Annotated in this window: 18 protein-coding genes; 10 read left to right on the top strand and 8 right to left on the bottom strand. The window is 55.9% G+C overall.

Annotated elements, in window-relative coordinates:
• Positions 1–2: 2 nt before the first annotated feature.
• Genes PspS34_RS27420 through PspS34_RS27410 form a run of 3 tightly spaced genes read right to left on the bottom strand, consistent with a single transcriptional unit; the run spans position 3 to position 7182 of the window.
• The gene (locus PspS34_RS27420) at positions 3–2714 is read right to left on the bottom strand and encodes a virulence factor SrfC family protein (RefSeq protein ID WP_159390373.1); all 2712 of its coding nucleotides are present in this window, start codon (positions 2712–2714) and stop codon (positions 3–5) included.
• Positions 2711–5776, bottom strand: coding sequence for a virulence factor SrfB (locus PspS34_RS27415; protein ID WP_102669372.1), 3066 nt, complete (start codon positions 5774–5776; stop codon positions 2711–2713). Before PspS34_RS27415 ends, PspS34_RS27420 begins: the two co-directional genes overlap by 4 nt.
• Before the next feature lie 17 nt (positions 5777–5793).
• Positions 5794–7182 (bottom strand): SrfA family protein, encoded by a 1389-nt coding sequence (locus PspS34_RS27410; RefSeq protein ID WP_154860902.1) that lies wholly within the window; start codon positions 7180–7182, stop codon positions 5794–5796.
• A 267-nt stretch (positions 7183–7449) separates the two neighbouring features.
• Between PspS34_RS27410 and PspS34_RS27405 the strand changes: the two genes are divergently transcribed.
• Positions 7450–8661 carry an aldose 1-epimerase family protein gene (locus PspS34_RS27405; protein ID WP_154860903.1) on the top strand — a complete coding sequence of 404 codons (1212 nt, stop codon included), beginning with the start codon at positions 7450–7452 and terminating at the stop codon, positions 8659–8661.
• Between the two features lie 6 nt (positions 8662–8667).
• On the opposite strand, the gene PspS34_RS27400 is transcribed toward PspS34_RS27405, so the two are convergent.
• The 4 genes from PspS34_RS27400 to PspS34_RS27385 all read right to left on the bottom strand — a co-directional run bounded on the left by PspS34_RS27400 (position 8668) and on the right by PspS34_RS27385 (position 12452).
• Positions 8668–10161, bottom strand: coding sequence for a YifB family Mg chelatase-like AAA ATPase (locus PspS34_RS27400; RefSeq protein ID WP_154860904.1), 1494 nt, complete (start codon positions 10159–10161; stop codon positions 8668–8670).
• 220 nt (positions 10162–10381) lie between these two features.
• Complete coding sequence (locus tag PspS34_RS27395; RefSeq protein ID WP_223509027.1) at positions 10382–11182, bottom strand: hypothetical protein; 801 nt, start codon at positions 11180–11182, stop codon at positions 10382–10384.
• A 101-nt stretch (positions 11183–11283) separates the two neighbouring features.
• Complete coding sequence (locus tag PspS34_RS27390) at positions 11284–11730, bottom strand: hypothetical protein (RefSeq protein ID WP_159390372.1); 447 nt, start codon at positions 11728–11730, stop codon at positions 11284–11286.
• Between the two features lie 461 nt (positions 11731–12191).
• Complete coding sequence (locus PspS34_RS27385; RefSeq protein ID WP_008015521.1) at positions 12192–12452, bottom strand: accessory factor UbiK family protein; 261 nt, start codon at positions 12450–12452, stop codon at positions 12192–12194.
• A 421-nt stretch (positions 12453–12873) separates the two neighbouring features.
• Between PspS34_RS27385 and glnK the strand changes: the two genes are divergently transcribed.
• The 9 genes from glnK to PspS34_RS27340 all read left to right on the top strand — a co-directional run bounded on the left by glnK (position 12874) and on the right by PspS34_RS27340 (position 20078).
• Positions 12874–13212 (top strand): P-II family nitrogen regulator, encoded by a 339-nt coding sequence (gene glnK, locus PspS34_RS27380; RefSeq protein ID WP_002555808.1) that lies wholly within the window; start codon positions 12874–12876, stop codon positions 13210–13212.
• 35 nt (positions 13213–13247) lie between these two features.
• Complete coding sequence (locus PspS34_RS27375) at positions 13248–14585, top strand: ammonium transporter (protein ID WP_154860906.1); 1338 nt, start codon at positions 13248–13250, stop codon at positions 14583–14585.
• A gap of 213 nt (positions 14586–14798) precedes the next feature.
• Positions 14799–15224, top strand: coding sequence for a secondary thiamine-phosphate synthase enzyme YjbQ (locus PspS34_RS27370; RefSeq protein WP_057712777.1), 426 nt, complete (start codon positions 14799–14801; stop codon positions 15222–15224).
• A 101-nt stretch (positions 15225–15325) separates the two neighbouring features.
• Complete coding sequence (gene sutA / locus PspS34_RS27365; RefSeq protein ID WP_007980816.1) at positions 15326–15649, top strand: transcriptional regulator SutA; 324 nt, start codon at positions 15326–15328, stop codon at positions 15647–15649.
• A 578-nt stretch (positions 15650–16227) separates the two neighbouring features.
• Positions 16228–16992, top strand: coding sequence for a hypothetical protein (locus PspS34_RS27360; RefSeq protein WP_159390371.1), 765 nt, complete (start codon positions 16228–16230; stop codon positions 16990–16992).
• A 162-nt stretch (positions 16993–17154) separates the two neighbouring features.
• Positions 17155–17706, top strand: coding sequence for a uracil-DNA glycosylase (locus tag PspS34_RS27355; protein WP_178122805.1), 552 nt, complete (start codon positions 17155–17157; stop codon positions 17704–17706).
• 117 nt (positions 17707–17823) lie between these two features.
• The gene (locus PspS34_RS27350; RefSeq protein WP_159390370.1) at positions 17824–18291 is read left to right on the top strand and encodes a hypothetical protein; all 468 of its coding nucleotides are present in this window, start codon (positions 17824–17826) and stop codon (positions 18289–18291) included.
• Positions 18292–18869: 578 nt separating this feature from the next.
• Complete coding sequence (locus PspS34_RS27345) at positions 18870–19529, top strand: hypothetical protein (RefSeq protein WP_159390369.1); 660 nt, start codon at positions 18870–18872, stop codon at positions 19527–19529.
• A gap of 84 nt (positions 19530–19613) precedes the next feature.
• Entirely contained in the window at positions 19614–20078 is a 465-nt protein-coding gene (locus PspS34_RS27340) for a hypothetical protein (protein WP_159390368.1), read from the top strand.
• Positions 20079–20495: 417 nt separating this feature from the next.
• Here the strand turns inward: PspS34_RS27340 and PspS34_RS27335 are convergent, their stop codons facing one another.
• Positions 20496–20795: a hypothetical protein gene (locus PspS34_RS27335; protein WP_159390367.1), complete on the bottom strand. Its 300-nt coding sequence runs from the start codon at positions 20793–20795 to the stop codon at positions 20496–20498.
• Positions 20796–21163 lie beyond the last annotated feature (368 nt).

Raw genomic sequence — 21163 nt, 5'->3', positions numbered from 1 at the left:
GCTTATCTCGCTGCGAAGGCTGTGAGCACTTGGCCCAGCCGTTCGTTCTGTTCAGGGGTGATTTCACGTCCAGCACCATGGCCAGCATTGTCCTGCGTGATGTAGGCCAGGCCCGAAAGCCAGTCGCCTAGATACCGTTGCGCCTGATTCGCCGGTTGCACCGGCAGTACAGGCACTTGTCCAGGGCCAATGTCGGTGTAGAACGAAAACAAGGGCTCCTTGGCACCGGCGCGGCTGTTCGGACGCTCGCTCACCGGTTTCTGGAGGTAGCCGAACCAGGACACGAAATCGCGCAGCACGCGCTGCACTTCCAGCACCTGGCGCTCAACCAGTTGATCGCGCCGCGCGCCACTTTGTGCGCGCTTGAGGACGGCGCGGCTCAGTTGCCCCGGCAAATCCTGGCGATAGCCGGCGGTGATCAGTTCATCGACCACCGCTTCCAGCAAGGCCTTTTCCAGCCCCAGCAGGTTGAGCAGGCTTTGCCGGGTGGTCAGTTCACGCAAGTGCGCGATCCAGGCCTTGAACGCTGCTTTGGCGAAACGGTGCTCGTTGCTTTGCGGTTCGGGCGCCGGGGTGCCGGTTTTGCTGCTGACTGGCGCGTCGTGGCCCGGGTCGTCACTGAAATCGAAATTGAAACCGGTGTCATTGCCGTAGAGGCTCTGGCTCGGTGTCGGGGTGACCGGCTCGTCGTTCACGGCCGGCTCGTCATCGGTTTCGTACACGCCGCTGAGGTACAGGTCGCGCACCTCTTCGCTCGGTATGTCGAGTTGATCGATCAATTCACCAAGTACCGCCGGGCGACGGCCCAAGCCCGTCAGAATCATTTGCGCTTTGGCTTTCTTGGCGGCTGCGGCGCCGTCGTCGTCAGCGTGGTACCAGGTGCTCAGACCGTGAGTGGTCAGGCCTTCGAGGCATTCGCTCAATTGCTCGCGGATACGCTGCAATTTAAATTCGATATTGGCCACGCCTTTGAAACTGCCGCTGAAGTGGCTGATGCCACCGTCATCGTTGCGCAGCATTTCTGTCCAGGCGTTGACCGGATTCTTGATGTGTTTGCACACCAGAGCGTTGCTGGCGAAGCTGGTGCCCAGCGCGCTGACACGTTCCTGATAAATGGCATTGAGGCCGGTTTCCGCACCGGTTGCGTCTTGCCCGATGAACGCCGCATCCATACGCGGCTTGCGCACCAGGTAGGTGTTCTGGAACGGTGTACCGGCCCAGTCGTTCATCCAGCTCAGGCTACCGAAACGCTCCAGCATGGTCAGCTTGACCATGCCGTTCCAGCTCTCGTCGTACTGATCGGGTGTCAGACTCAGGGAGTTGGTAATGCGCAGGTCGAGCATGGTCAGCGCCCAGATCAGGCCGGTATCGCGCTTGCTGCGAGCAGCCGAGTCGGCGCCCTGGGTTTTTTCGATCCAGCGGGTCAGCACCGGACCCACGTCGTTGACGTCGCTCTGCTTGGTCGAACTGGTGCAGACCACCAGTGCGTTCATTTCCTGGTTGTCGGTGTAGCGTTCGAACAGGTAGGCGACCTTGCCGCGCAGGATCAGCTGGGAAACGGAGTTGTCCTTGGTACTGGATTGCGGGTCGTTGGAATCGGCGATCTCGTGCAGTTTCTGGCGCCCGCGATAACCGGGGAAATCCAGCAGGTCGACCTGATTGACGATGTCATCCACCGGCGCTTCGATCAGGCGGAAGGTCATTTCGGCGGTCAGTGCCGCCAGTTGCGCGACCGCAATCGCCTGACTGTTTTGCAGGCGATCGCCAACCAGCGGTCGAACATCGATCGGTAAGTCCAGCGGGCTGCCGAAGCGTTCGAGGATGTCGACGTTCATGATGCTGTCGCGCTGGCTGTAGGTGTCGTTGTCGAAACTCACCAAGGCCTTCAACGGTGCGAACACGGTCTCGGGCAGCCCCAGCTTGTGCAGCGCGCCGGCCAGTTTCTGGTACACGCGTGTCAACTCGCTTTGTTCACCCCAGAGGATCGAAAACAGCTCGGCCCGTTCCTGGAAATTCAGGCGTGGCGCCAGCTGCAACGCTTTGGGCCAGAACAGGTGCTCAAGCTTCTTCACCGAGTTGCGAAAATTGTCGCGCAGGTAATCCCACAGCGACACCAAATCGTCGGCGTTGACGCCCGTTTGCAGCGGCCCGGTTTCGCGACCTTCGAACGGTTTGAGCACGCGCTGGATGCGCTCCTCGTCGATCTCGTAGGAAATCCGCTCAAGGTCGAAATCCTTGAACCAGGCGTTGGCGAGAATCTTCGCCAGCTCGATTTCCTTGAACAACGTAAGTTCTACCGGGAAGTCCTTGTCCTGACTTTCCGTCGCCCGACGGCTGAAGCGCGTTACCAGGCCGGTGGCTTCCTTGCCACCACCCACCGGGTTGATGTGCTTGATGAAGTCCAGGCGATGATCGCCGAACTCGGTTTCCAGCTTACCGTTCTGACCGGCGGCGAGGGCCGAAATCAGGTAGGACTTGCCGGCCTGGGACAAGCCGAAAAAGCCAATGGTCATCGGCGTGCAGGCCACGCGACCGAGGCTTTGAGCCAGGTTGCGGGCGCGGTGCAGGCGGATGTTCAGGTTGTCGGCTTCGCTGTCCAGGCGCGGCGCATTGCCGCGCGTCTGGTCAATCCAGTCCAGCGCCTGACCGGCGCCTTCATAAACAGCGGCCCAACTGGCAGAGAGCTGAGTTTGATCGGGGGTCAGGTCTTTCATTTGCGTTTCACACTTCCACTGTCGAGCCAGTACTTGGTCTCGCTCAGGCCGGCGTCGAGCATGGTGTTGAGTTCCAGCTCGAGGTCGCTGCGCGGGTTGAAGTTGACGTTGTTACTGTTGGATTCGATGTCGCGAACCGAGAGGCGGTCGCTGACCAGATCCTGCTTGCGCGTGTACTTGTCCGCCGGTTTGACCTCGAACCGCACCTTGAGCAGCGGGGCGCTGCCGTTTTCACCGGTTGCCCGGGAAAACTTCTCCCGACCCGCCTTGGTGAACCGCAAGGTATACAACGGCGAAGCAGCCCAGCGGTCAGCGGCCAACTGGCGGAAACCGAGGCGCAGGTCGCCGCGCATTTCCAGCTGCGGTGTGTCGGCGGCGTCGCCAACGCCAATTTCCGGTAGCTTGATTTTGTAGTCTTCGGACTGGATGTCGCGGTACAGCACGTCGGCATCCTTGATCACGTTGTTCAGATCGATGACGCCGATGTGCTTGACCGTTGAATACGGCTTGAGCGCCGATGCCCGGAAGTAGAAGTTCGGCACGCTGTGGTTGGCGCACAACAGGCAGAGCATGGCGCCGACCGAGGCGGTGCTTTTCGGGTCGTCGATCCGGCCGTTCTTGTGAAACGGATACCAGCCGCCGGTGCGGTAGTTTTGCAGCGCCAGAATACGCCCCGGTGGCAGCGGCAACAGCTTGCGAATGAACGCCTGGATGCCGGGCAGGCGCGAAGGGCGGCCGGTCAGCAGCAAGACATCACAGGGGTAATGCGCGACCACTTCACACAGCGCACCAAGGATCTTGGTGATGTTGATCTGGTCGTTGAGAAACGCGGCATGGAGCTTTTGCAGGTCGAAGCTGATCGGCGCGTCATACAGGTCGAAACCGCTCTGAGCGCCGACATCGCGACGCACGGCGACATTGACGTAGTCGAGCACGGTCTGGCTGATGGCATTGTCACCGAGCAATTGGCGGTAGCTTTGCGGGATGACTTCTTGCGGGACCTGCGGATCGTAATGCTCATACGCCTTGAGCAGCGCCAGGCCCAGCGGGGCGAACACCTGGAGGTTCAATTGTTGACGCAAGATCATGTCCTGGGCGCTGACCGATTCATCGCCACACAGCCGTGACATCAGTGAGTTCGGGGCCTTTACGCCGGCGTTCTGCAAGGCTTTTTCGAAACTCGGCAGGATGAAGTCCTGGATCACGTCCAGCAGGATGTCGTCGCCGGCCACTTTGAAGCCATCGCGAAAACGCTGTTCCGGCACGATGTGCACGTTGCTGCCGCTGCCGGTATTGCCCGCACGGTCGAGGCGATAGTCGGTGATCACCAGGTCGGTGGTGCCACCGCCGATGTCGATGGTCGCGAGGGTGATGCGTTGGCGGTCGACCTTGTCCGGCCGGGCGATGGTGTCAAAAAACTCTTCCGGGTGACCGGCGAAGTTCTCGTTGACCTCAGTGTACAGGTACACCAACTGGCCGCAGGACGCTTCGTCCCATTCCACGCGGATACTCGGGATCGGCGTGCGCGGGCTGACGGCCTGATCCTGATGTGGATCTTCCTCGCCGGCATGCCAGCCGAGGCTTTTCCACACCAGGCCGATGGCTTGCAGCATGCGTTCGTTGAGGATGCTGCGCTCGGCCTGTGGCATGCCCGGTGGCACAGTCAGGGTAATGCTGTTGAGCTGGCGCGGCACGCGGGTGTGACCCTGGCGCGAACGCTGGGCCGGGCTGTTGATTTGCGACAGCGCCTGGGCCAGTACTTCGGCGAGCATGAAGGTCATTAGCGAGCTGCGTGAGTAACGCGGCATGAACACCGGCAGACGATCGTCTTCTTCGAGGCTGTAAAGCGCCTCGCCGGTTTCGTTGATCAGGTGCGAGAACGGCGCGGCGGTGGCGTACGGCTCATTGTCGGTCTTTATATACGAGCAGTTGAAACGCCAGCCGTGGCCATAGGCGTTTTCGTCCCACAGATAGCGTTTCGGGCTGGACAGGCCAGTGGAGCCTTCGGTGCCGCGACGACGACTGGCCAGACGACTGGCCTCATTGCCGACACGGGCAATCGTCGCCCATTGGAACGCGTCGTGGCGACCGCTCTTGACCGAGCAGTGGTCCTTGCCGAAGTACGCCTGGGAGAACTCCACGCGGCTTTCAAACGGCAGGTTATAGGTGTGTTCCGGGGTGATCAGGTCACGCAGTTCCAGCACATAATTCTGCTTCAGTCCGGAGCCGGCCTGACCGTGATTTTCGATCAGGATGCCGCAGGTGCGCGAGTTGCCGACGTCCAGCACCAGGTCCACCGGTATGGGTTTGACCAGGCCATTGCTGTCGTTTGCGACCACTTTCAGCTCGGGGATTTCAACTTTCGCCCGGGCCTTCGACTCCTGGGCGGCTGACGGTTTGCTCAACAGGCTGAGCAAGTTGAGGTAGTGCGCCAGGTGATGGTTGGCGCGAATATCGATGTCCAGCTCTGCGCGCGAACGGTGGGCATTGCCCTCATTGAACACTTCCAGCAACCACTCGTTGACCCACGGCTGCGCCAGGAACCAGCGGGTTTCGCTAGCCTTGGTCGCCAGTTTGAAAGACACGCCGGAGCTGATGTCTTCATCGTTCGGCGCCAGATAGGCAGTGCCGTCACGTTTGGGCATCACACGGCTGTCGAAAGCCATCGTCAGGCGGTGGGTATTACCGTCGATGTCAGGAGTTGCCAATTTCACCAAACGCATGCGCGACCAGTTGGTCGGACCTTCGTCGAAGCGATGCGGCGGCATGAAGCGGAAAAACGGGATCGGCAGCCAGATACCGTCGAGCAAATCGAGGCTGCTTTTCATGTCGACGCTGAACGCAGGTTTGGCTTTTTCGACCTTTTCCGGTTCGGGTTCGTAGAAAAAGAAGTCTTTCTCTTCGTTGTACGCCAGGCGGCAGATCAGCCCGCTGATCATCGGTGCGAACTCGCCCGCCGGTTCCTTGCGGGGATCCAGGCGCAGGGCGAAATCCATGAACTGGATGCCGGTGTCGCTGACCAGTGTGACGGTGTCTTCGAATTGAGTGACTTCAGGCAACATGTCGGGTTATTCCGTTTTTATTCGGCCACTTGCCGCATGGACATGGGGAATTGTTCTTTTCCGTAACCACCGGTGCAGTCTGCGATCGTGGTCGCCCCTGGGCGGCAGCTGACCTTGGGCATGTCGTAAGTGCTGCCATCGCCGCAAACGGCCTGGCCCTGGCTGTCGATGGCCAGGCTGCCACCCTTCATAGTAGCGCTCACCGGCCCGCTGCATTTCGAGCCGTCGGCCTGATGTACGGTGACTTGGCCCTTACCGTCCTTGAGTTGGTACTCCAGACGTAGCGGTTTGCCGGTTCGGCGATCCTGAATCCCGGCGCCTGCGCTGTACTGTCCATCGAGAAACTTGGCGGCACCGTCGACGGCGTCTGGCGGGATGCTCAGGGGCGGGCCGGGTTTGGCAGCGGCGGGTTTTTCTGCCTCGGGCGATGTGACATCCGGCGGCGCGGTTTTGTTTTCTGGTGGCTCAGTTTTGTTTTCGGGTGGCGCAGTTTTGTTTTCAGCTGCCGGGTCTATGGCCGGGTCTTTGGTCAAGTCGGCGGGTGCCATGTCAGCCTCGTTACCCTCGACGGCCGGCGTTTCCACACCATGCGTTCCAGTCACGGCGGTGCCGGTTCCAGTGGTCGAGCCTATAACGGTGCCTGTCACCGGAACGTTGTTGAGTGTCGTGACATTTCCGGTCAGTGGCGGCTCTTCCAGTCGTTTTTCTACTGGCACAACGCCGTCAGGCAGCAAATCTACCGCCACCAGCGGAATCGGTACGCACCCTCGCAGGCCGAGCAACAGCCACAAAAGCAGCAGCAGGAGCGGCAGCAGCAACAGCCACCACCAACGACGCCACCACGGACGAGCAACCACCGGCACAACGGGCGGAACAACAGGCGCTTCGACCTCGGGTGGCAGCGTGAACGCGGGTGGTACCTGATAGAGGCAGTGCAGGGGATCGCCATTGCCGGTGCCGGCATGCTCGAAACCCCAGAAAGTCAGCACCGGTTTGCCTTGCACCAGGTAGACGAAGTTTTCGTCCGGGAAATGAATCACGCGCTTGAGTAGCTTACCGAACACGGCTTTGTCGCCTTGCGGCTGTTCGGCGGAGTCCGTACCCAGGAAACGCTGGCTCAATTCTTCGAGCGCGGTCTTCAGCGCTTCAAGCTGGCGGCGGGCAGGGGCACGTTCTTCTTCGGTCGCGCTGCTCCACGGAATCACATCGCCGTCGAGAGCGCTGTACCAATCGATCTGGTTCCCGAGTTCATCGCTTTGAGGGATGGCCAGATGATCGACCAACTCGGGGTTCTTGCGGCGAATGGCTTCGCGCAATTGCAGGGCTGCTCGGTAGACCGGTTGACCTGTTTCGCCGAGGGCAGTGAATGACCCGCTCTTACCGCTGCGTAATAGTGCCCCGCGCATTCAAACTCCATACGATCCGTTGCGCAAAAATGACAGACAAATGTGTCTGTACTTGCTCCTGCATTTAGCGGGCGACATTAGTGTCATAATGATATCGCCGTCAATCTGCCGGAGGTTCAAACCTTATGAGACTAACGTAAGCGTGCGGAGGTTGCATAAGGTCAAATTTAATTAGCTTGGGAAGGCTCGGGCGTAAGCTTTTTTATGCTTGCTGAATCGTTTCATCAGCGCTATAAAAAATGCACAACTCCAAGAAAGGCTTTCCCCATGTCCCCGCTCAAACTCCTCGTTGTCCTTGGCGCGCTGTCCGCCTCCCACGCCATGGCCTGGGATTACGTCCTGCTCGACAGCGACAAGGCCGCGCAAAACTGGCAGATCACCAGCCAGCAACTCGGTGTGAAAACCGACCAACCCTTCTCCGTGACACTTCGTACCTTGCACGGCGGTCGGCAAGAGGGCGTCAGCATCGTCGACATCGATAACGGCAAGATGAAACTCTCGGTGGTGCCGACTCGCGGCATGAACGTCTTGCAGGCCTCGGTCGGCAATGTGCGCATGGGCTGGGATTCGCCGGTCAAGGAAGTGGTCAACCCGTCCTTCATCGAACTCAATGGCCGCGGTGGCTTGGGCTGGCTGGAAGGTTTCAATGAGCTGGTCACCCGCTGCGGCTACGAATGGGTCGGCCATCCCGGCATGGACAACGGTGAACTGCTGACCCTGCACGGCCGCGCCGCCAACATTCCGGCCAACAAAGTCACCCTGCACATCGATGAAAAACCGCCATACGCCATCAGCCTGCGTGGCGAGCTGAAAGAGCAGGCGTTCAAGAAAGTCGACTTCTCCGTGGCGACCGAATTGGTCACCGAACCCGGCAGCGTAACGTTCGCCCTCAACGACACCCTGACCAACAACGGTGACTATCCGAAGGAATACCAGGCGCTGTATCACAGCAACTTCAGCACGTCGTTCCTGGAACAGGGCGCCCGCTTCGCCGCGCCGGTGAAACAGGTCTCACCGTTCAACGACAAAGCCAAAGGCGATCTGCCGGACTGGCAAACCTACCGTGCACCGACCAAGGACTACGACGAGACGGTTTATAACGTGGTGCCGTATGCCGATGCCAAGGGCGATACGTTGACCGTGTTACATAACAAGGCCGGCAGCCTGGGGGTTTCGCTCGGCTTCAATACTCAAACACTGCCCGTGTTCTCCCTGTGGAAAAACACCGATACCCAGGGGCAGGGCTATGTCACGGGGCTGGAACCGGGGACGAGTTTTTCCTACAACCGCCGATATCAGCGCCCATTGAACCTGGTGCCGACGATTGGCCCGAAGGAACACAAGCAGTTCCGCATCAGCTACAGCTTGTTGGCGGATAAGGCAGCTGTGGATAAGGCCTTGACGCAGGTGAGCGAGATTCAGGGTGGGCGGGAGACTGAGGTGCGGCAGACGCCGTTGGTTGACCTCAACAAGGGGTGATGCTGACTAGAGTGTTGCCGGCCGATATTGCAGAGCCTCGGCCAAGTGTTCACGGGTGATGCCATCGACTTGCTCAAGGTCCGCCAAGGTGCGAGCAACCTTGAGCAGTCGATGGGCCGCTCGCAGCGACAAGGTCAGCCGTTCACACGCCGTTTCCAGCCAGGTTTCGTCAACTGTGGATAACTTGCAGTGTCTGCGCAGGCCCGGCAAATCGAGGAATGCATTGGCACAGCCTTGGCGCTTTTGTTGCCGTTCTCTTGCATCGGCAACCAACTCGGCGGCGGTGGCAGTATCGTCGCCGGGTTTCAACGCAGGATTCAGTGCCGTGGCTTCGCGAGCAACGGTAAGGTGCAGATCGATACGATCCAGCAGCGGCCCCGACAATTTGTTGCGATAGCGCTGAACCATGTCCGGCGTACAGGAGCAACGGCCGCTCGGCTCGCCAAGATATCCACAGGGGCAGGGATTCATCGCTGCGACCAGTTGAAAGCGCGCCGGGAAGCGTACGCGGTCCTTGGCACGAGAGATCACGATGTGGCCGGATTCCAGTGGCTCCCGGAGCACCTCCAAAACCTTGCGATCAAACTCCGGTAGTTCGTCCAGAAACAGGACGCCGTGATGGGCGAGGGTGATTTCGCCGGGCTGCGGTTTCGAGCCGCCCCCCACCAGCGCGGGGCCGGACGCCGAGTGATGCGGTTGGCGAAACGGCCGCTGCGGCCAATGGCTCAACGGCGAGCAACTGACGACCGACTGAATCGCCGCCACTTCCAGCGCTTCATTTTCGGCCAGCGGCGGCAGCAATCCCGGCAAGCGGCTCGCCAACAGGGTTTTCCCCGTTCCCGGCGGCCCGCTGAACAACAGGTTGTGAGCACCAGCGGCAGCGATCAGCAGCGCACGCTTGGCCGCGAGTTGCCCCTGCACTTCATTCAAGTCGGGGTAGGGTTTGCTGGCGTAGAGCAGGCCATTGGAGACATAAGGCTCAATCGGTGTATGCCCATTGAAGTGCGCAACGGCCTCAAGCAGATGATCCACCGCAATTACTTTCAGTCCCGAGGCCAGGCACGCCTCTTCAGCGTTAGCTCGCGGCACCATCAACCAGCGCCCGGCCTTGCGCGCCGCCAGCGCCGCTGGCAAGACCCCACGAACCGCCCGCACGGCACCTGATAACGCCAACTCCCCAAGGCATTCCGCATCATCGAGCGTCAACGTAGGCACCTGCACACTGGCCGAGAGAATCCCCAGGGCAATCGCCAGATCGAACCGCCCGCCATCCTTGGGTAAATCCGCCGGCGCCAGATTCAACGTGATCCGCCGCGCCGGAAATTGCAGCCCCGAATTGATGATCGCGCTGCGCACCCGGTCCTTGCTTTCCTTTACCGCCGCCTCGGGCAGGCCGACCATCGTCAGCGACGGCAAACCATTGGCCAGGTGGACTTCAACGGTGACAGCGGGCGCATCCACGCCAATCTGGGCGCGGCTGTGGACGATGGAGAGGGACATGGTCGTTCCTTGAGATGACGGGAGCCGCTTCCTGCGGGTTTTTGAAGGGTAGTCGTGGAGTCCGGTCGGATAGGAGGGAAACTTTCGCAGAATGTTGCTGAAGCCACGCACTGTAACATCAGCCAAACGCTGAGTTCGGCTGCGCAGCTGTCGTAAAACCTGCTGGCAAAGTCAGCCTGACACACCCCTGCGCATTTATTTCGCGTGTAAATCAAGCAACTTATGTTGAGGCAGCTTGTTTGGAAGAGGTTGTGTCGTCAAACAAGCTATTATCGCCGTCCAGGATTTTTCTGGCGAAGATCTCGGCAATCATCTTCTTTTTACCTTCTGCGACATTCGTAAAGTAGTTGAAGTCTAAATCTATCCAGTGCTTAAGTTTGGCTTCATAGTTGTTTGGATACTGTGCTTGCAGCACCGGGGGCAAGCCCTTGTAATGGTCAAGGACACTTTGGGAGAAGTTTGTGAGTTTTCCAGTGCTGTTATATTCAAACTCTGCTTCGGCCACCACTTTCTGTCGCCATGCAAATTCTTGTTTGGCTGACTCTTCCAGTGCTGCCCGCCTTTCATTCACGGTAAAGGTGCCGCTATCATCGTAAGTAATTAAAGCCAGCTGATCCATGGGCATCCCCGAAAACGGATTTTTGCCGAGTCCGTTTGTATACTGTGTCGCACTTTTGGCGCGCGCTAGTAATGTGGCACTATCTGTGTCGGGAACTTCAGAGTCGTATTTTGATTTGTTGGTAGTATAATTAGTGCCCTCCAATTCGTTGAATGTGTTATTAGCCATCGAACTCAGTTCCGTTCTAGTTAGGCGTGCATCCCGGGCCTGTGCGCGTACTGAGGCTTCGCTCAATTGGCTCGCTAGCGTGGAAACGGTACTGCTATCTCGTGCGTTGCCAAATGGGACTTGGGGTGTGCTTTGGTTGACGCCTGGGTTTTTGCCGGGAGTCGCTGTCAATTTTTTTGTTTCAGCCAGCGCTTGGCCGCTGTTAGCTGCAAAATTGTTTAGTGAGTTAACCATTTTTTGCCACTCCCTGTTCGATGACATAAAATATAATATGTTGCCTAATAAATGTTGATGTTTTGGCAAGATCTTATAAGCCGATTAAGGCGCTAAATGCTTTATTTCATGGTGATTACTATTGACCAGGCATAGGTGGACGGATTTGCTTTAGTTACCTTGATAGTGCAGGCGGCCCCACCACTAGGCGTGGCCGTATTATTCCATTTTGGAATTTTACTCGCACCAAAGCCAGGAGTAGTCACAAATGTAGCTAAATAAATACATGTCTTGTTGCCAATTTGATATCGCAAATTAGCATGATTGTAATCAGGTGATATCTGGCTTTGTATGACGTACGTATCTGAGCCATTTGCAATCACGGACGCTTGTGGAGTAGGTGATGCGTTTGCTTTCGTTATAGCTTCGTTGTTTGTTATGGGGGTGTACGTAGCAGGCTGTGTTCCATGGTTCTTGAATGTGACTGTAACAGACGGCCCAGCGACCGCTGAACTTATGTGAAATGCAGTCAATGCGAAAGCGGCAATTAAAGACTTGGATGTTTTCATGGGTGTTGCTCCTTGTGGTGTTGCTAACAGTATTCCATTTAAAAAGTTGTGCTCATCACAAACTATTATCTAAGCCATGTAACATGGGCTTAAACTTTTTCGAGCGAATTGGCGAACCGAAGCCTGCGGAAATACTGGCAGGCCCGAAGGTCTTCCATGCACGGCCGTAATTCGAGAAAGGAATAAATCTCTGGTTCGAACGTGGTCACGGTGCGTCGGGTGCTGTTCGAGTCGCTAAACCCATTGCTGGCTAATCAGTTGGGAGTGAGCTTAGGAACCGGAGCTTTGCTGCGCAATCGGAAGGGGAGTGAGATCTTTGTAGGAAGTTGCCGGGATTCTTGCGGGCTTGAAGAGCGCAGGTTGCGGCAATTCCTACAGGTGAGTCTGAAGGTCGTGGCGACCATTTCGCGAGCAGGCTCGCTCCCACAGTGGATTGGGTTCCACAGTGAGCATTTGCGGTGTTATTCGGCTGGTGGGTTCAGTTTCGCTTCCAGCTCGGCGACTTTCGCTTCGAGGCTTTCGAGGCGGGCCCGTGTGCGCGCCAGCACGACCATCTGACTGTCGAATTCTTCGCGACTCACCAAGTCCAGTTTGCTGAAGCCGCTCTGCAGCAACATTTTGAACTGGCTTTCGATTTCAGCTTTCGGCAGTGGCGTGTCACCGCTGAAAAGGCGGGAGGCGGTGCCGGTGAGGGCGTCGAGGAAGTCTTTTGGCGCGAGCATGGGCAATGTCCTGGAAACAATGACGGGCAGTGTATCACGCAGTGTCTATAGTCATTTGCGCGGGCAAGGGATGCACGCTTTTCGCGCATTGGGACAGGCGGCGTTGCACCGTTGTTGTGCGTAACGTGCGGGGTCTTGTCGCGAAGTATCCACCATCCACCTGTAATGGCTTGAAAACAGTCGGTTTTGTGGAGATGGCAAGCTTTCTGCTTAGATGCTGGTGACCCATGCACTGATGCAGTCGCTGTGACGAATGCAGTGCGCCAAACGGAACGCGGGGGAGTGTTTCGTGAGGAGCGGTTAGCTGGCGTCGGACGGGCAGGTAAGGCCGACGATGCGTTACAAAGCCAGGCACTGCGCTTAGACTTGTGACGGGTTTGTTTTCCTGGGGCAAGTCCACCAAATTCGGGAGAGAGTTTTCATGAAGCTAGTCACTGCCATCATCAAGCCGTTCAAGCTGGACGACGTACGCGAGTCGCTGTCCGAGATCGGCGTGCAGGGCATTACCGTCACTGAAGTCAAAGGCTTTGGTCGGCAGAAGGGTCACACCGAGCTGTATCGCGGTGCGGAATACGTGGTCGATTTCCTACCCAAGGTGAAGATCGACGTCGCCATCGACGATAAGGATCTGGACCGGGTAATCGAGGCCATCACCAAGGCTGCCAACACCGGCAAGATCGGTGACGGCAAGATCTTCGTGGTCAATCTGGAACAGGCGATTCGCATCCGTACCGGCGAAACCGATACCGACGCGATCTAAGCCGCCACAAACCCAACGCCCCAGGAGAAAACAATATGACTCTGCGTAAATTCGCAGGGCTAGGAGCCCTGTTGTCCATCGTAATGCCCAGCCTTGCTCTGGCGGCAGACGAAGTGGCGGCCCCAGTCCTCAACTCCGGCGACACCGCCTGGATGTTGACCTCGACAGCTCTCGTGCTGTTCATGACCATTCCCGGCCTCGCGCTGTTCTACGGCGGCATGGTTCGGTCGAAAAACATTCTTTCCGTGATGATGCAGTGCTTCGCCATTACCGGTCTGATCAGCGTCCTGTGGGTCATTTATGGCTACAGCATCGCGTTCGACACCACGGGCATGGAGCAGGGCGTTGTCAACTTCAACTCGTTCTTCGGCGGCATGGGCAAGGCGTTCCTTGCGGGTGTCACGCCAGCGAGCCTCACCGGCCCGGCAGCGCTGTTCCCCGAGGCGGTGTTCATCACCTTCCAGATGACCTTCGCGATCATCACCCCGGCGCTGATCGTCGGTGCGTTCGCCGAGCGGATGAAGTTCTCCGCGATGCTGATTTTCATGGCTATCTGGTTCACCCTGGTGTATGCGCCGATTGCGCACATGGTCTGGTCCGGCAACGGTGGCCTGATGTGGGACTGGGGCGTTCTGGACTTCGCCGGCGGCACCGTGGTGCACATCAACGCTGGTGTAGCAGGCCTGGTTGCTTGCCTGGTGCTGGGCAAGCGCAAGGGTTTCCCGACCACGCCGATGGCGCCGCACAACCTCGGTTACACCCTGATGGGCGCGGCCATGCTGTGGGTTGGCTGGTTCGGTTTCAACGCCGGTTCCGCCGCTGCGGCCAACGGTACCGCCGGCATGGCGATGCTGGTGACGCAAATCGCTACCGCTGCTGCTGCACTGGGCTGGATGTTTGCCGAGTGGCTCACCCACGGCAAGCCTAGCGCACTGGGCATCGCTTCGGGCGTGGTTGCCGGTCTGGTGGCAATCACCCCGGCTGCCGGCACCGTTGGCCCGATGGGCGCATTGGTAATCGGTCTGGCGGCTGGCGTGGTGTGCTTCTTCTGCGCCACCACCCTCAAGCGCAAGCTCGGCTATGACGATTCCCTGGACGCCTTCGGCGTGCACGGTATCGGCGGTATCCTCGGCGCAATCCTGACCGGTGTGTTCGCTGCTCCGTCCCTGGGTGGCTTCGGCACCGTGACCGACATCGCCGCACAAGTGTGGATTCAGTGCAAAGGCGTGGGCTTCACGGTGATCTACACCGCGATCGCTACATACATCATCCTCAAGGTGCTGGATGCGGTCATGGGCCTGCGTATCAACGAAGAAGAAGAAGCGGTCGGCATCGATCTGGCGCTTCACAACGAACGCGGCTACAACTTGTAAGCAAGCGCGTAAAAAACTGCCCGGCTTGCCGGGCATTTTTTTGTCTGGAATTTGTCGTTGAAGGCCGAGCTGAAAGGTTTTTTCCTACAGGTTTTATGATGTTTACGTCGGGTGTTTTTGTGCAGCCAAAGGCTTACAGGATTGAAGGAATATTAGGGCCTTTGTTTTTTCACAGAGCGCGCTAGAATGCGCCCCGAACGTGCGGAGAACTGTATGTGGCAACAGACTCTGATTACCTTGCGGGCGAGGCCCCGGGGCTTTCATCTGGTAACGGACGAGTTACTCGCCGGCCTGCCTGAACTCAAGGCGTGTCGGGTCGGTCTGTTGCACTTGTGGCTGCAGCATACCTCGGCGTCGTTGACTATCAACGAGAACGCCGATCCGGCGGTACGTCGCGACTTCGAACGATTTTTCAATCGTCTGATCCCACAAGGAACAGACGGCTATGAGCATAACGACGAAGGCCTGGACGACCTCCCGGCGCACTTCAAGGCCAGCGTGCTTGGCTGTCAGCTCAGTTTGCCGATTGCGGCAGGCCGGTTGGCGTTGGGGACCTGGCAAGGCGTTTATCTGGGCGAGCACCGTGATCATGGCGGTGCCCGTAAAGTCCTCGCCACCGTGCACGGTGAAGGGGCATAACCGCTGGTCAGCAGCGGCTGTTGATTTTTTTCCGGCAGCCTTCGACAGAGGGCAAAGCTGGGCTATAACTAATCTGCTTTTCGCAAGTCATGAGGTAGAACATGAGCGACGATGATCTGGAAAACGACGACCTCGAAGTAGGCGACGACGACGAAACCGAAGAAGGTCTGGAAGCAGCGGCGGAAGACGTCGCTGAAGACGACGGTGGTGATGCGCCGGTTCCGACCGCCAAAGGCAAGGCCAAGGCAGCGGTATCGGTCGATGAGCTGCCGAGTGTCGAAGCCAAGAACAAGGAACGCGATGCCCTGGCCAAGGCCATGGAAGAGTTCCTGGCTCGTGGTGGCAAGGTGCAGGAAGTGGAGGCCAATGTGGTCGCAGATCCTCCCAAGAAGCCTGACAACAAGTACGGCAGCCGGCCTATCTGAGCCTGCTACCCGCTTGCTGAAAAAGCCCGCCGTCGCTGCGGGCTTTTTCGTTCTGCAGGCCGCTAATTACGCGGCTCTATAATGAGTTATACCTACAGCCCCACACTTAGCCCCACACCTATCGCCCGCGTGAAGCTACTTTCTCTCAAAACATGAGTTTCCAATCGGCTACAAAAACGGCCCATTCGTTACGCCTTTTCTATCTCCTCCAGCGGTGAATAGGAAGGACATCCGCACCACTCTTTATTTCTCCGCGCATCACTGGCAACAACTGCCGAGCCTCTCTGGTTCGCTCAGAGGCGACTTCGATGGCGAGTTGTTTTCATAAAAACTAGGAAATTGAGAAAGTCCGAATCGGACAGGCCAAATCCTCGGCGAATGGATCAGCGTCGTAGTGGTGGGTTTGTAGTGTCGTGAGCATAGCCAGAATTGCTTAGCTTAAATTGCAGCGAAGATTACGAAACGTCTTGCCTGTGTAGATCATTTGCGTTGATATTCGGTACGTCTAGATGGCGCCAAGCCATTAAGACGGAGCTCAATTGTTGAGCAGTGACCAGAATATTAAACGGAATTTATCTATGAAATTGATAGGCTTCTCTTCACCAGACTTTGCAAAATTTTGTCCTCCGGAATTCAATATTCGTAACGGGTGCAATACGATACGGTTTGGAACATTGTTCGATTTCCGGACCGAAGAAAACGAAAAGCTACGAGATGAGGGGGAAGGAACGTTTAGTTATTCTGTGGAATTCCCCGAGCTTACAAAGGTATCCCATGAATGGCTCGGAGCCTTTGAAATGGAAAGTCACGGGAGTTTCCATATTGGCGAAATGGAAATGCGAGATGGGAATTTCTTCGTAAAAAATATGACTCTTTCGGGGTCCAGTCATAATTGCTGGGTCTATTGCATGTCTAAAAGTACGGAGGTTGCGGGGAATATTACTGACACGCATCAAGATAAGTGGTTGATTTCTCAAGACAAACTTCAGTCCTTCGCTAATTATTTGGGCGGGTTGCTCTGGAACGAAGTAAAATTGTCAGACTTACCTGATCACATAACTAGCAAGTTCAGTATGCAGGAAATACTTCAGCGGCTATCCCTGAATGTTGAAGTTAAAGAGGTTGACTATAGTCATCGCTCCATAACGATATTAAAGGAAGAAGATCTGCCGGTGTCTCAAATTTCGGCACTTAAAGATTCCATAGCGTTTATTAAGCCGAAGGTTTTTGAAGAAGAAAAAGAGATTAGAATTGCTTTCTGGCTTATTTTTGAAAATAAAAAAATATCTATACAAAACAATCCAAAGATCGTTGGGCTTCGCCCGGTAGATAAAATTATGTGACATATAAAAATCAATAGCCTTCAGCCTATCTGCCATTAGTGATCGGCTTGATGTATGTGTCTTGGCGCGCTTTAGCCCTGTGGAAGGCCGCAGGGCTGCGTCGGAGTCGAGAATAAGCCGAAGGAACGCATCATCGGGCGCAGCTTTTATTGCCCCAGTGATGTGGCGAATGTAACCATCCTGCTGGTCCGCAAGAGTCCAGGGACATCCGCCCCGAGGGAAAATGAAAATGCCCTCTACGCACCTCTTGACGGCGCCGGGGGGGCCGCGGCGCATACCCAATTCATTCACGATTGCTTCGCTGGGATCAACACGCTGGTCACTTCGCAGTTTCACGCGCGCATCGTCAGATGGGTGTCGAAGATTCTCGATGTCGAATTGACACCCGATGCCGTGTTTGCACATGCTGCGATGACCGCCTTAGTGAAATGCCCTTCTGCCGGCGACAAGACGGACCGCTTGACTGGTGAGATGGTGGGGGCCAGCGCGGGGATCCACCTGTTCCCAGAAATCGAGACAATCCGCTCACGGTTTCTGCTAGCCCTGGGTGGAGAGGCATACAACATATCTTATGTTGCCTGCCGTCAGGCTCGCCATGGCCTCCCAGTGGGTAAGCTTTATTATCCGAGTTGGTCGAACATGAGAGGTGGCGAAGCTCGCTATATCGATGAGGAACTTTCGGAACTGCGCAAGCAGTATCAAGACGCCCTATGAGCTTGCTTTAAGTTAACAACCCCATTGATACCCGCAAGTAGGTGCCGGGCGTCCGAATTCAATCCCTAAGGAAAAACTGTGATACGAATATCTCTGACACTTGCGGCATGTCTGGCAATGCCAGCCAGTGCTATCGCCGACTCACTATTGTTGAATTGCCAACTGGTCAAGGGGTCCGGCTTCAACATGATGTCCGCCTACGCCAAACCTCCCAAGGACTTGCAAGACCAGTTTATCCGCGATGCCATGGAGCTGGGCATCATCGGCTTTTTCATTGAGCCACCGACGACCTGGGAAGTTGACCTTTCGGCCAACACAGTCGTTTCGCCAGAAGAAAGCCATAAGGTCTTGAACGTCACATCAACGTCGGCCAGCAAGATCGAAGCGTACTCAAAGTTTGGAACCGGCTTTTCGCTCAATCGAATCAATTCGCGCCTGGAGTACTCCGTGCAGATTGGCGCCGCCAACGCCTCCAGCTGGAAAAAGGCGCACGGGGGAACCATCCCGCAAACGCTGGGATACAGCTACAGCTGCTTACCGGTGCAGGGCTTGGGCGTCACCGGTCCCGGCGCAGTGCACCCTTAGTGTGCGGGTGATTCGATGTAAAGCTTCAAATACACGACTCAGAGCCTGCGTCTATTCAAAAAATGACTATGTAGGCTTGGGTTCGTTAGCCACAGAAAAGACCATGAAGAGGACTAAGGCATACATCAGCGAATTTCTATCGGAGGTCGAGTTAGTCGCTTGATGTGGTTTTCTTGTGCAGAAAGGCAGGCGGCGTGTGGCAGCCAGTCGAGCGTGGCGCGAAACGAACGACTTCACTCGGTCACTTTTTACCTGTCACGACTGACCGCTTTGGGTTGTTTTCTACCCTTCGCGACGGGCAGCTATCGACCGAGACTGTGTAAAAACGTTTTTGAGCGCGACAGGTACTCAAAATCGGACTGGAAATCGCGTTTCTACGCGAAATCCACATATGCTGACGTGCCGATAAATTTAAGATTTAACGTAGATGCGCATACTTCAATTTTGGTGAAGCGTTTTTACACACTCTGGGCCAAAAGCGGTCGGTGGACACCCTACTGGCGAAACGGTAGCCTATCGTTAGGAGTCTCGACAACGGATCTTGTCACCTAGTTGTAATTATAAGCCAAGGAGTAATATTGAGAGAGTTCAGATTTGCCCTTCTAGCCTTTACTGCTGTATCTGCCTTCGCTGGAATATCATATTTCTTGGCAATGCATACGGGAGGGAACATCAGCATTAGTTCAAACAATCAAGATTGGGGTGGTTTTGGTTCGTATATTGGTGGAATTCTAGCTCCTGCAGCCTCCCTCTTAGCAGGATATGTGGTGTATAAGAGCTTCGCTGCAAATGCATATCAACAAAAATTGCTATTAGCCCGCGAGTCACTTTCAAGATTAGATGTGGAGCTTGAGAGAAAGCTAGAGGCGCCATTTAATAACATTTGTTTCGGTGACGAGTACCATGGTCGCCCACTTAGGAACATTATATACGCTCTATCCAACAACGAAATTACAGCAACCGAAGACGCAAGCAAGGGAATATTGTCATTGCTGCATAACATAGCAATTATGGCTAATTCTATAAGGTATTATATTGGTCTTCTAGACGGACTTCCTTCCGCCGAAAAAGATAATCATTGGTTGGGCGAGTTAGAAAAAAGCTATTGGATTGAAAAATACTCAGCAATTTGCTCACGGATGGTACGGATTGTTGGTCAAAGTGCGCTTGAAGATAAGGTAAGCAAGGAGCAGCTCAGGAGTTTTAAATTAGTACTAGGCGGCGAGTATGGCTTATAAAAATGCACTCAGGTCGTTCGCTTCGCTCACGGATTCGTGTGCCGCCGCCCCTTAACCTAAACGTTAGGCATTCAAGGAAAAAGCATGACGGAGCATTTAGACACACTGGCATTCAATTTTTTCAAGCTTTTCGCGCAATATGAATATGCATTGAAGGCAATGCACTTTGCTCGTTCCGGTTCCGGTGGCCAAGCAGAGCCAGACTGGGATAAATTTTCTAATGAAATTGGCAACTTAATATTGGGCGAAGCGAACGAAGAAATCACAGGCGCTATTAACTATCTATTCGAGTACCCGCCTAGAAAGCAGGTGATCTGCGAGGGCGAGCTCTCCTGGCAAGAAGTCTCAAACAGCGAAAGATCACCACAAATACTGTTCTCTCACATCAGAAGAGTTAGAAATAATTTATATCATGGCGGCAAGTTCAATGGCCGGTGGTTTGACCCGGACCGTAGCGAACAGTTAATTAGTAAGTCCTTAGTCGTGCTTAGAGCACTAAAAGAAAAGCATGCTGGGTTGGCTGAGGCAATTTACGGAAATCATGTCTAACAAACAGTTCAGTCGTTCGCTTTTTCTGTGGGATCGCGCCGCGCCGATTAGTACAAACGTTATGAGCGACTGCAAAGGGTCCAGGCTGTGTGAAAACGCATGCCCCGTTTTGAAGTCTGCGTTGCTACGTAAAATCTGCCAGCGCTTGGCTGGTCAGCAGACCTAAAATTTGCGTAGGAATGCGATTTCCGTTGCGGTTCTAAGTGTCAAACTCACTCCAAAACGTTTTCACACAGCCTGGGTCGGTTGCAGCCCTTCGCGACAGGCAGAAACCGGCCAAAAGCTTGCGCTCAATGGTTCCTACCAAACCAGGGCGATCAAATCAGAACTGCAGCCCAGTGCATTGGCCGCTGAGCATCTGGCCATAGCAGATCGCTTGGGGTTGCACTGCACCGCCGCAATCCTGTGCGCGGTACTTCAGTACAGAGGGCCAGTGCACTGGTCATTGATCATGGTTCCGTAGCAGTGCGCCACGGGCTGGATTGAAGGATTGATAGTGCCGTGACACACGCCGTTGACCACGGCACCAATGCAATCTTCTGCATCGTAGACCGCGTTACCTTGTTCCGTTTGGACTCGCTCCTGGCCCCCTGGAGCACTCGGTAAGCCGAGCGAATCCCGCCATTGCAAGTAGTCGCGACGGGCGTCGATAAGTTCGGCGCAGCCTGTCGTAGATATCAACGCCAGCGCCAGCAGGAACGGCTTAACTTTGTTCAAATCGGCTCCATATCGCGTATGGGGTCCGTATCGACGGACCCAATCTGTCCATTTTGACAGCCGCTACGACAACCTGATTGACACCGGTCAATACCCGGTCGACGGTGTCGAGGACGCTGGCTTCAGCCCCAGGCTCCATTATTTTGCAACCCACTGATTTGTCAGGCGCAATGCTATCTGTGAAGTATTTTTGGGCGTCACTGTTACCGATCACATAACCGGCAGCACCCCGAACTTCTCGCAAAGGCTGGTTCTAGAGCGCATCACGAACGAAAACCCGTTTTGACACCTCAGACTGGCAAGTAAAAAACAGCCAGCCCCACGCACCCGTCTAAACCGCACCTCTCACGCCTTACCCCACCATCAGA

The organism is Pseudomonas sp. S34 (assembly GCF_009866745.1).
GTDB lineage: Bacteria > Pseudomonadota > Gammaproteobacteria > Pseudomonadales > Pseudomonadaceae > Aquipseudomonas > Aquipseudomonas jessenii.
The sequence above is the reverse complement of the archived record's forward strand: the minus strand, read 5'-3'. Positions and strand labels throughout refer to the sequence as shown.

What these genes read in the sequence shown, in the direction of transcription:
- PspS34_RS27375 (WP_154860906.1), top strand. Translation starts at nt 13,248, where the DNA reads ATGACTCTGCGTAAATTCGCAGGGCTAGGAGCCCTGTTGTCCATCGTA.
- glnK (WP_002555808.1), top strand. Translation starts at nt 12,874, where the DNA reads ATGAAGCTAGTCACTGCCATCATCAAGCCGTTCAAGCTGGACGACGTA.
- PspS34_RS27390 (WP_159390372.1), bottom strand. Translation starts at nt 11,730, where the DNA reads ATGAAAACATCCAAGTCTTTAATTGCCGCTTTCGCATTGACTGCATTT.
- sutA (WP_007980816.1), top strand. Translation starts at nt 15,326, where the DNA reads ATGAGCGACGATGATCTGGAAAACGACGACCTCGAAGTAGGCGACGAC.
- PspS34_RS27385 (WP_008015521.1), bottom strand. Translation starts at nt 12,452, where the DNA reads ATGCTCGCGCCAAAAGACTTCCTCGACGCCCTCACCGGCACCGCCTCC.
- PspS34_RS27360 (WP_159390371.1), top strand. Translation starts at nt 16,228, where the DNA reads ATGAAATTGATAGGCTTCTCTTCACCAGACTTTGCAAAATTTTGTCCT.
- PspS34_RS27350 (WP_159390370.1), top strand. Translation starts at nt 17,824, where the DNA reads ATGCCAGCCAGTGCTATCGCCGACTCACTATTGTTGAATTGCCAACTG.
- PspS34_RS27410 (WP_154860902.1), bottom strand. Translation starts at nt 7,182, where the DNA reads ATGCGCGGGGCACTATTACGCAGCGGTAAGAGCGGGTCATTCACTGCC.
- PspS34_RS27415 (WP_102669372.1), bottom strand. Translation starts at nt 5,776, where the DNA reads ATGTTGCCTGAAGTCACTCAATTCGAAGACACCGTCACACTGGTCAGC.
- PspS34_RS27370 (WP_057712777.1), top strand. Translation starts at nt 14,799, where the DNA reads ATGTGGCAACAGACTCTGATTACCTTGCGGGCGAGGCCCCGGGGCTTT.
- PspS34_RS27400 (WP_154860904.1), bottom strand. Translation starts at nt 10,161, where the DNA reads ATGTCCCTCTCCATCGTCCACAGCCGCGCCCAGATTGGCGTGGATGCG.
- PspS34_RS27395 (WP_223509027.1), bottom strand. Translation starts at nt 11,182, where the DNA reads ATGGTTAACTCACTAAACAATTTTGCAGCTAACAGCGGCCAAGCGCTG.
- PspS34_RS27420 (WP_159390373.1), bottom strand. Translation starts at nt 2,714, where the DNA reads ATGAAAGACCTGACCCCCGATCAAACTCAGCTCTCTGCCAGTTGGGCC.
- PspS34_RS27340 (WP_159390368.1), top strand. Translation starts at nt 19,614, where the DNA reads ATGACGGAGCATTTAGACACACTGGCATTCAATTTTTTCAAGCTTTTC.
- PspS34_RS27405 (WP_154860903.1), top strand. Translation starts at nt 7,450, where the DNA reads ATGTCCCCGCTCAAACTCCTCGTTGTCCTTGGCGCGCTGTCCGCCTCC.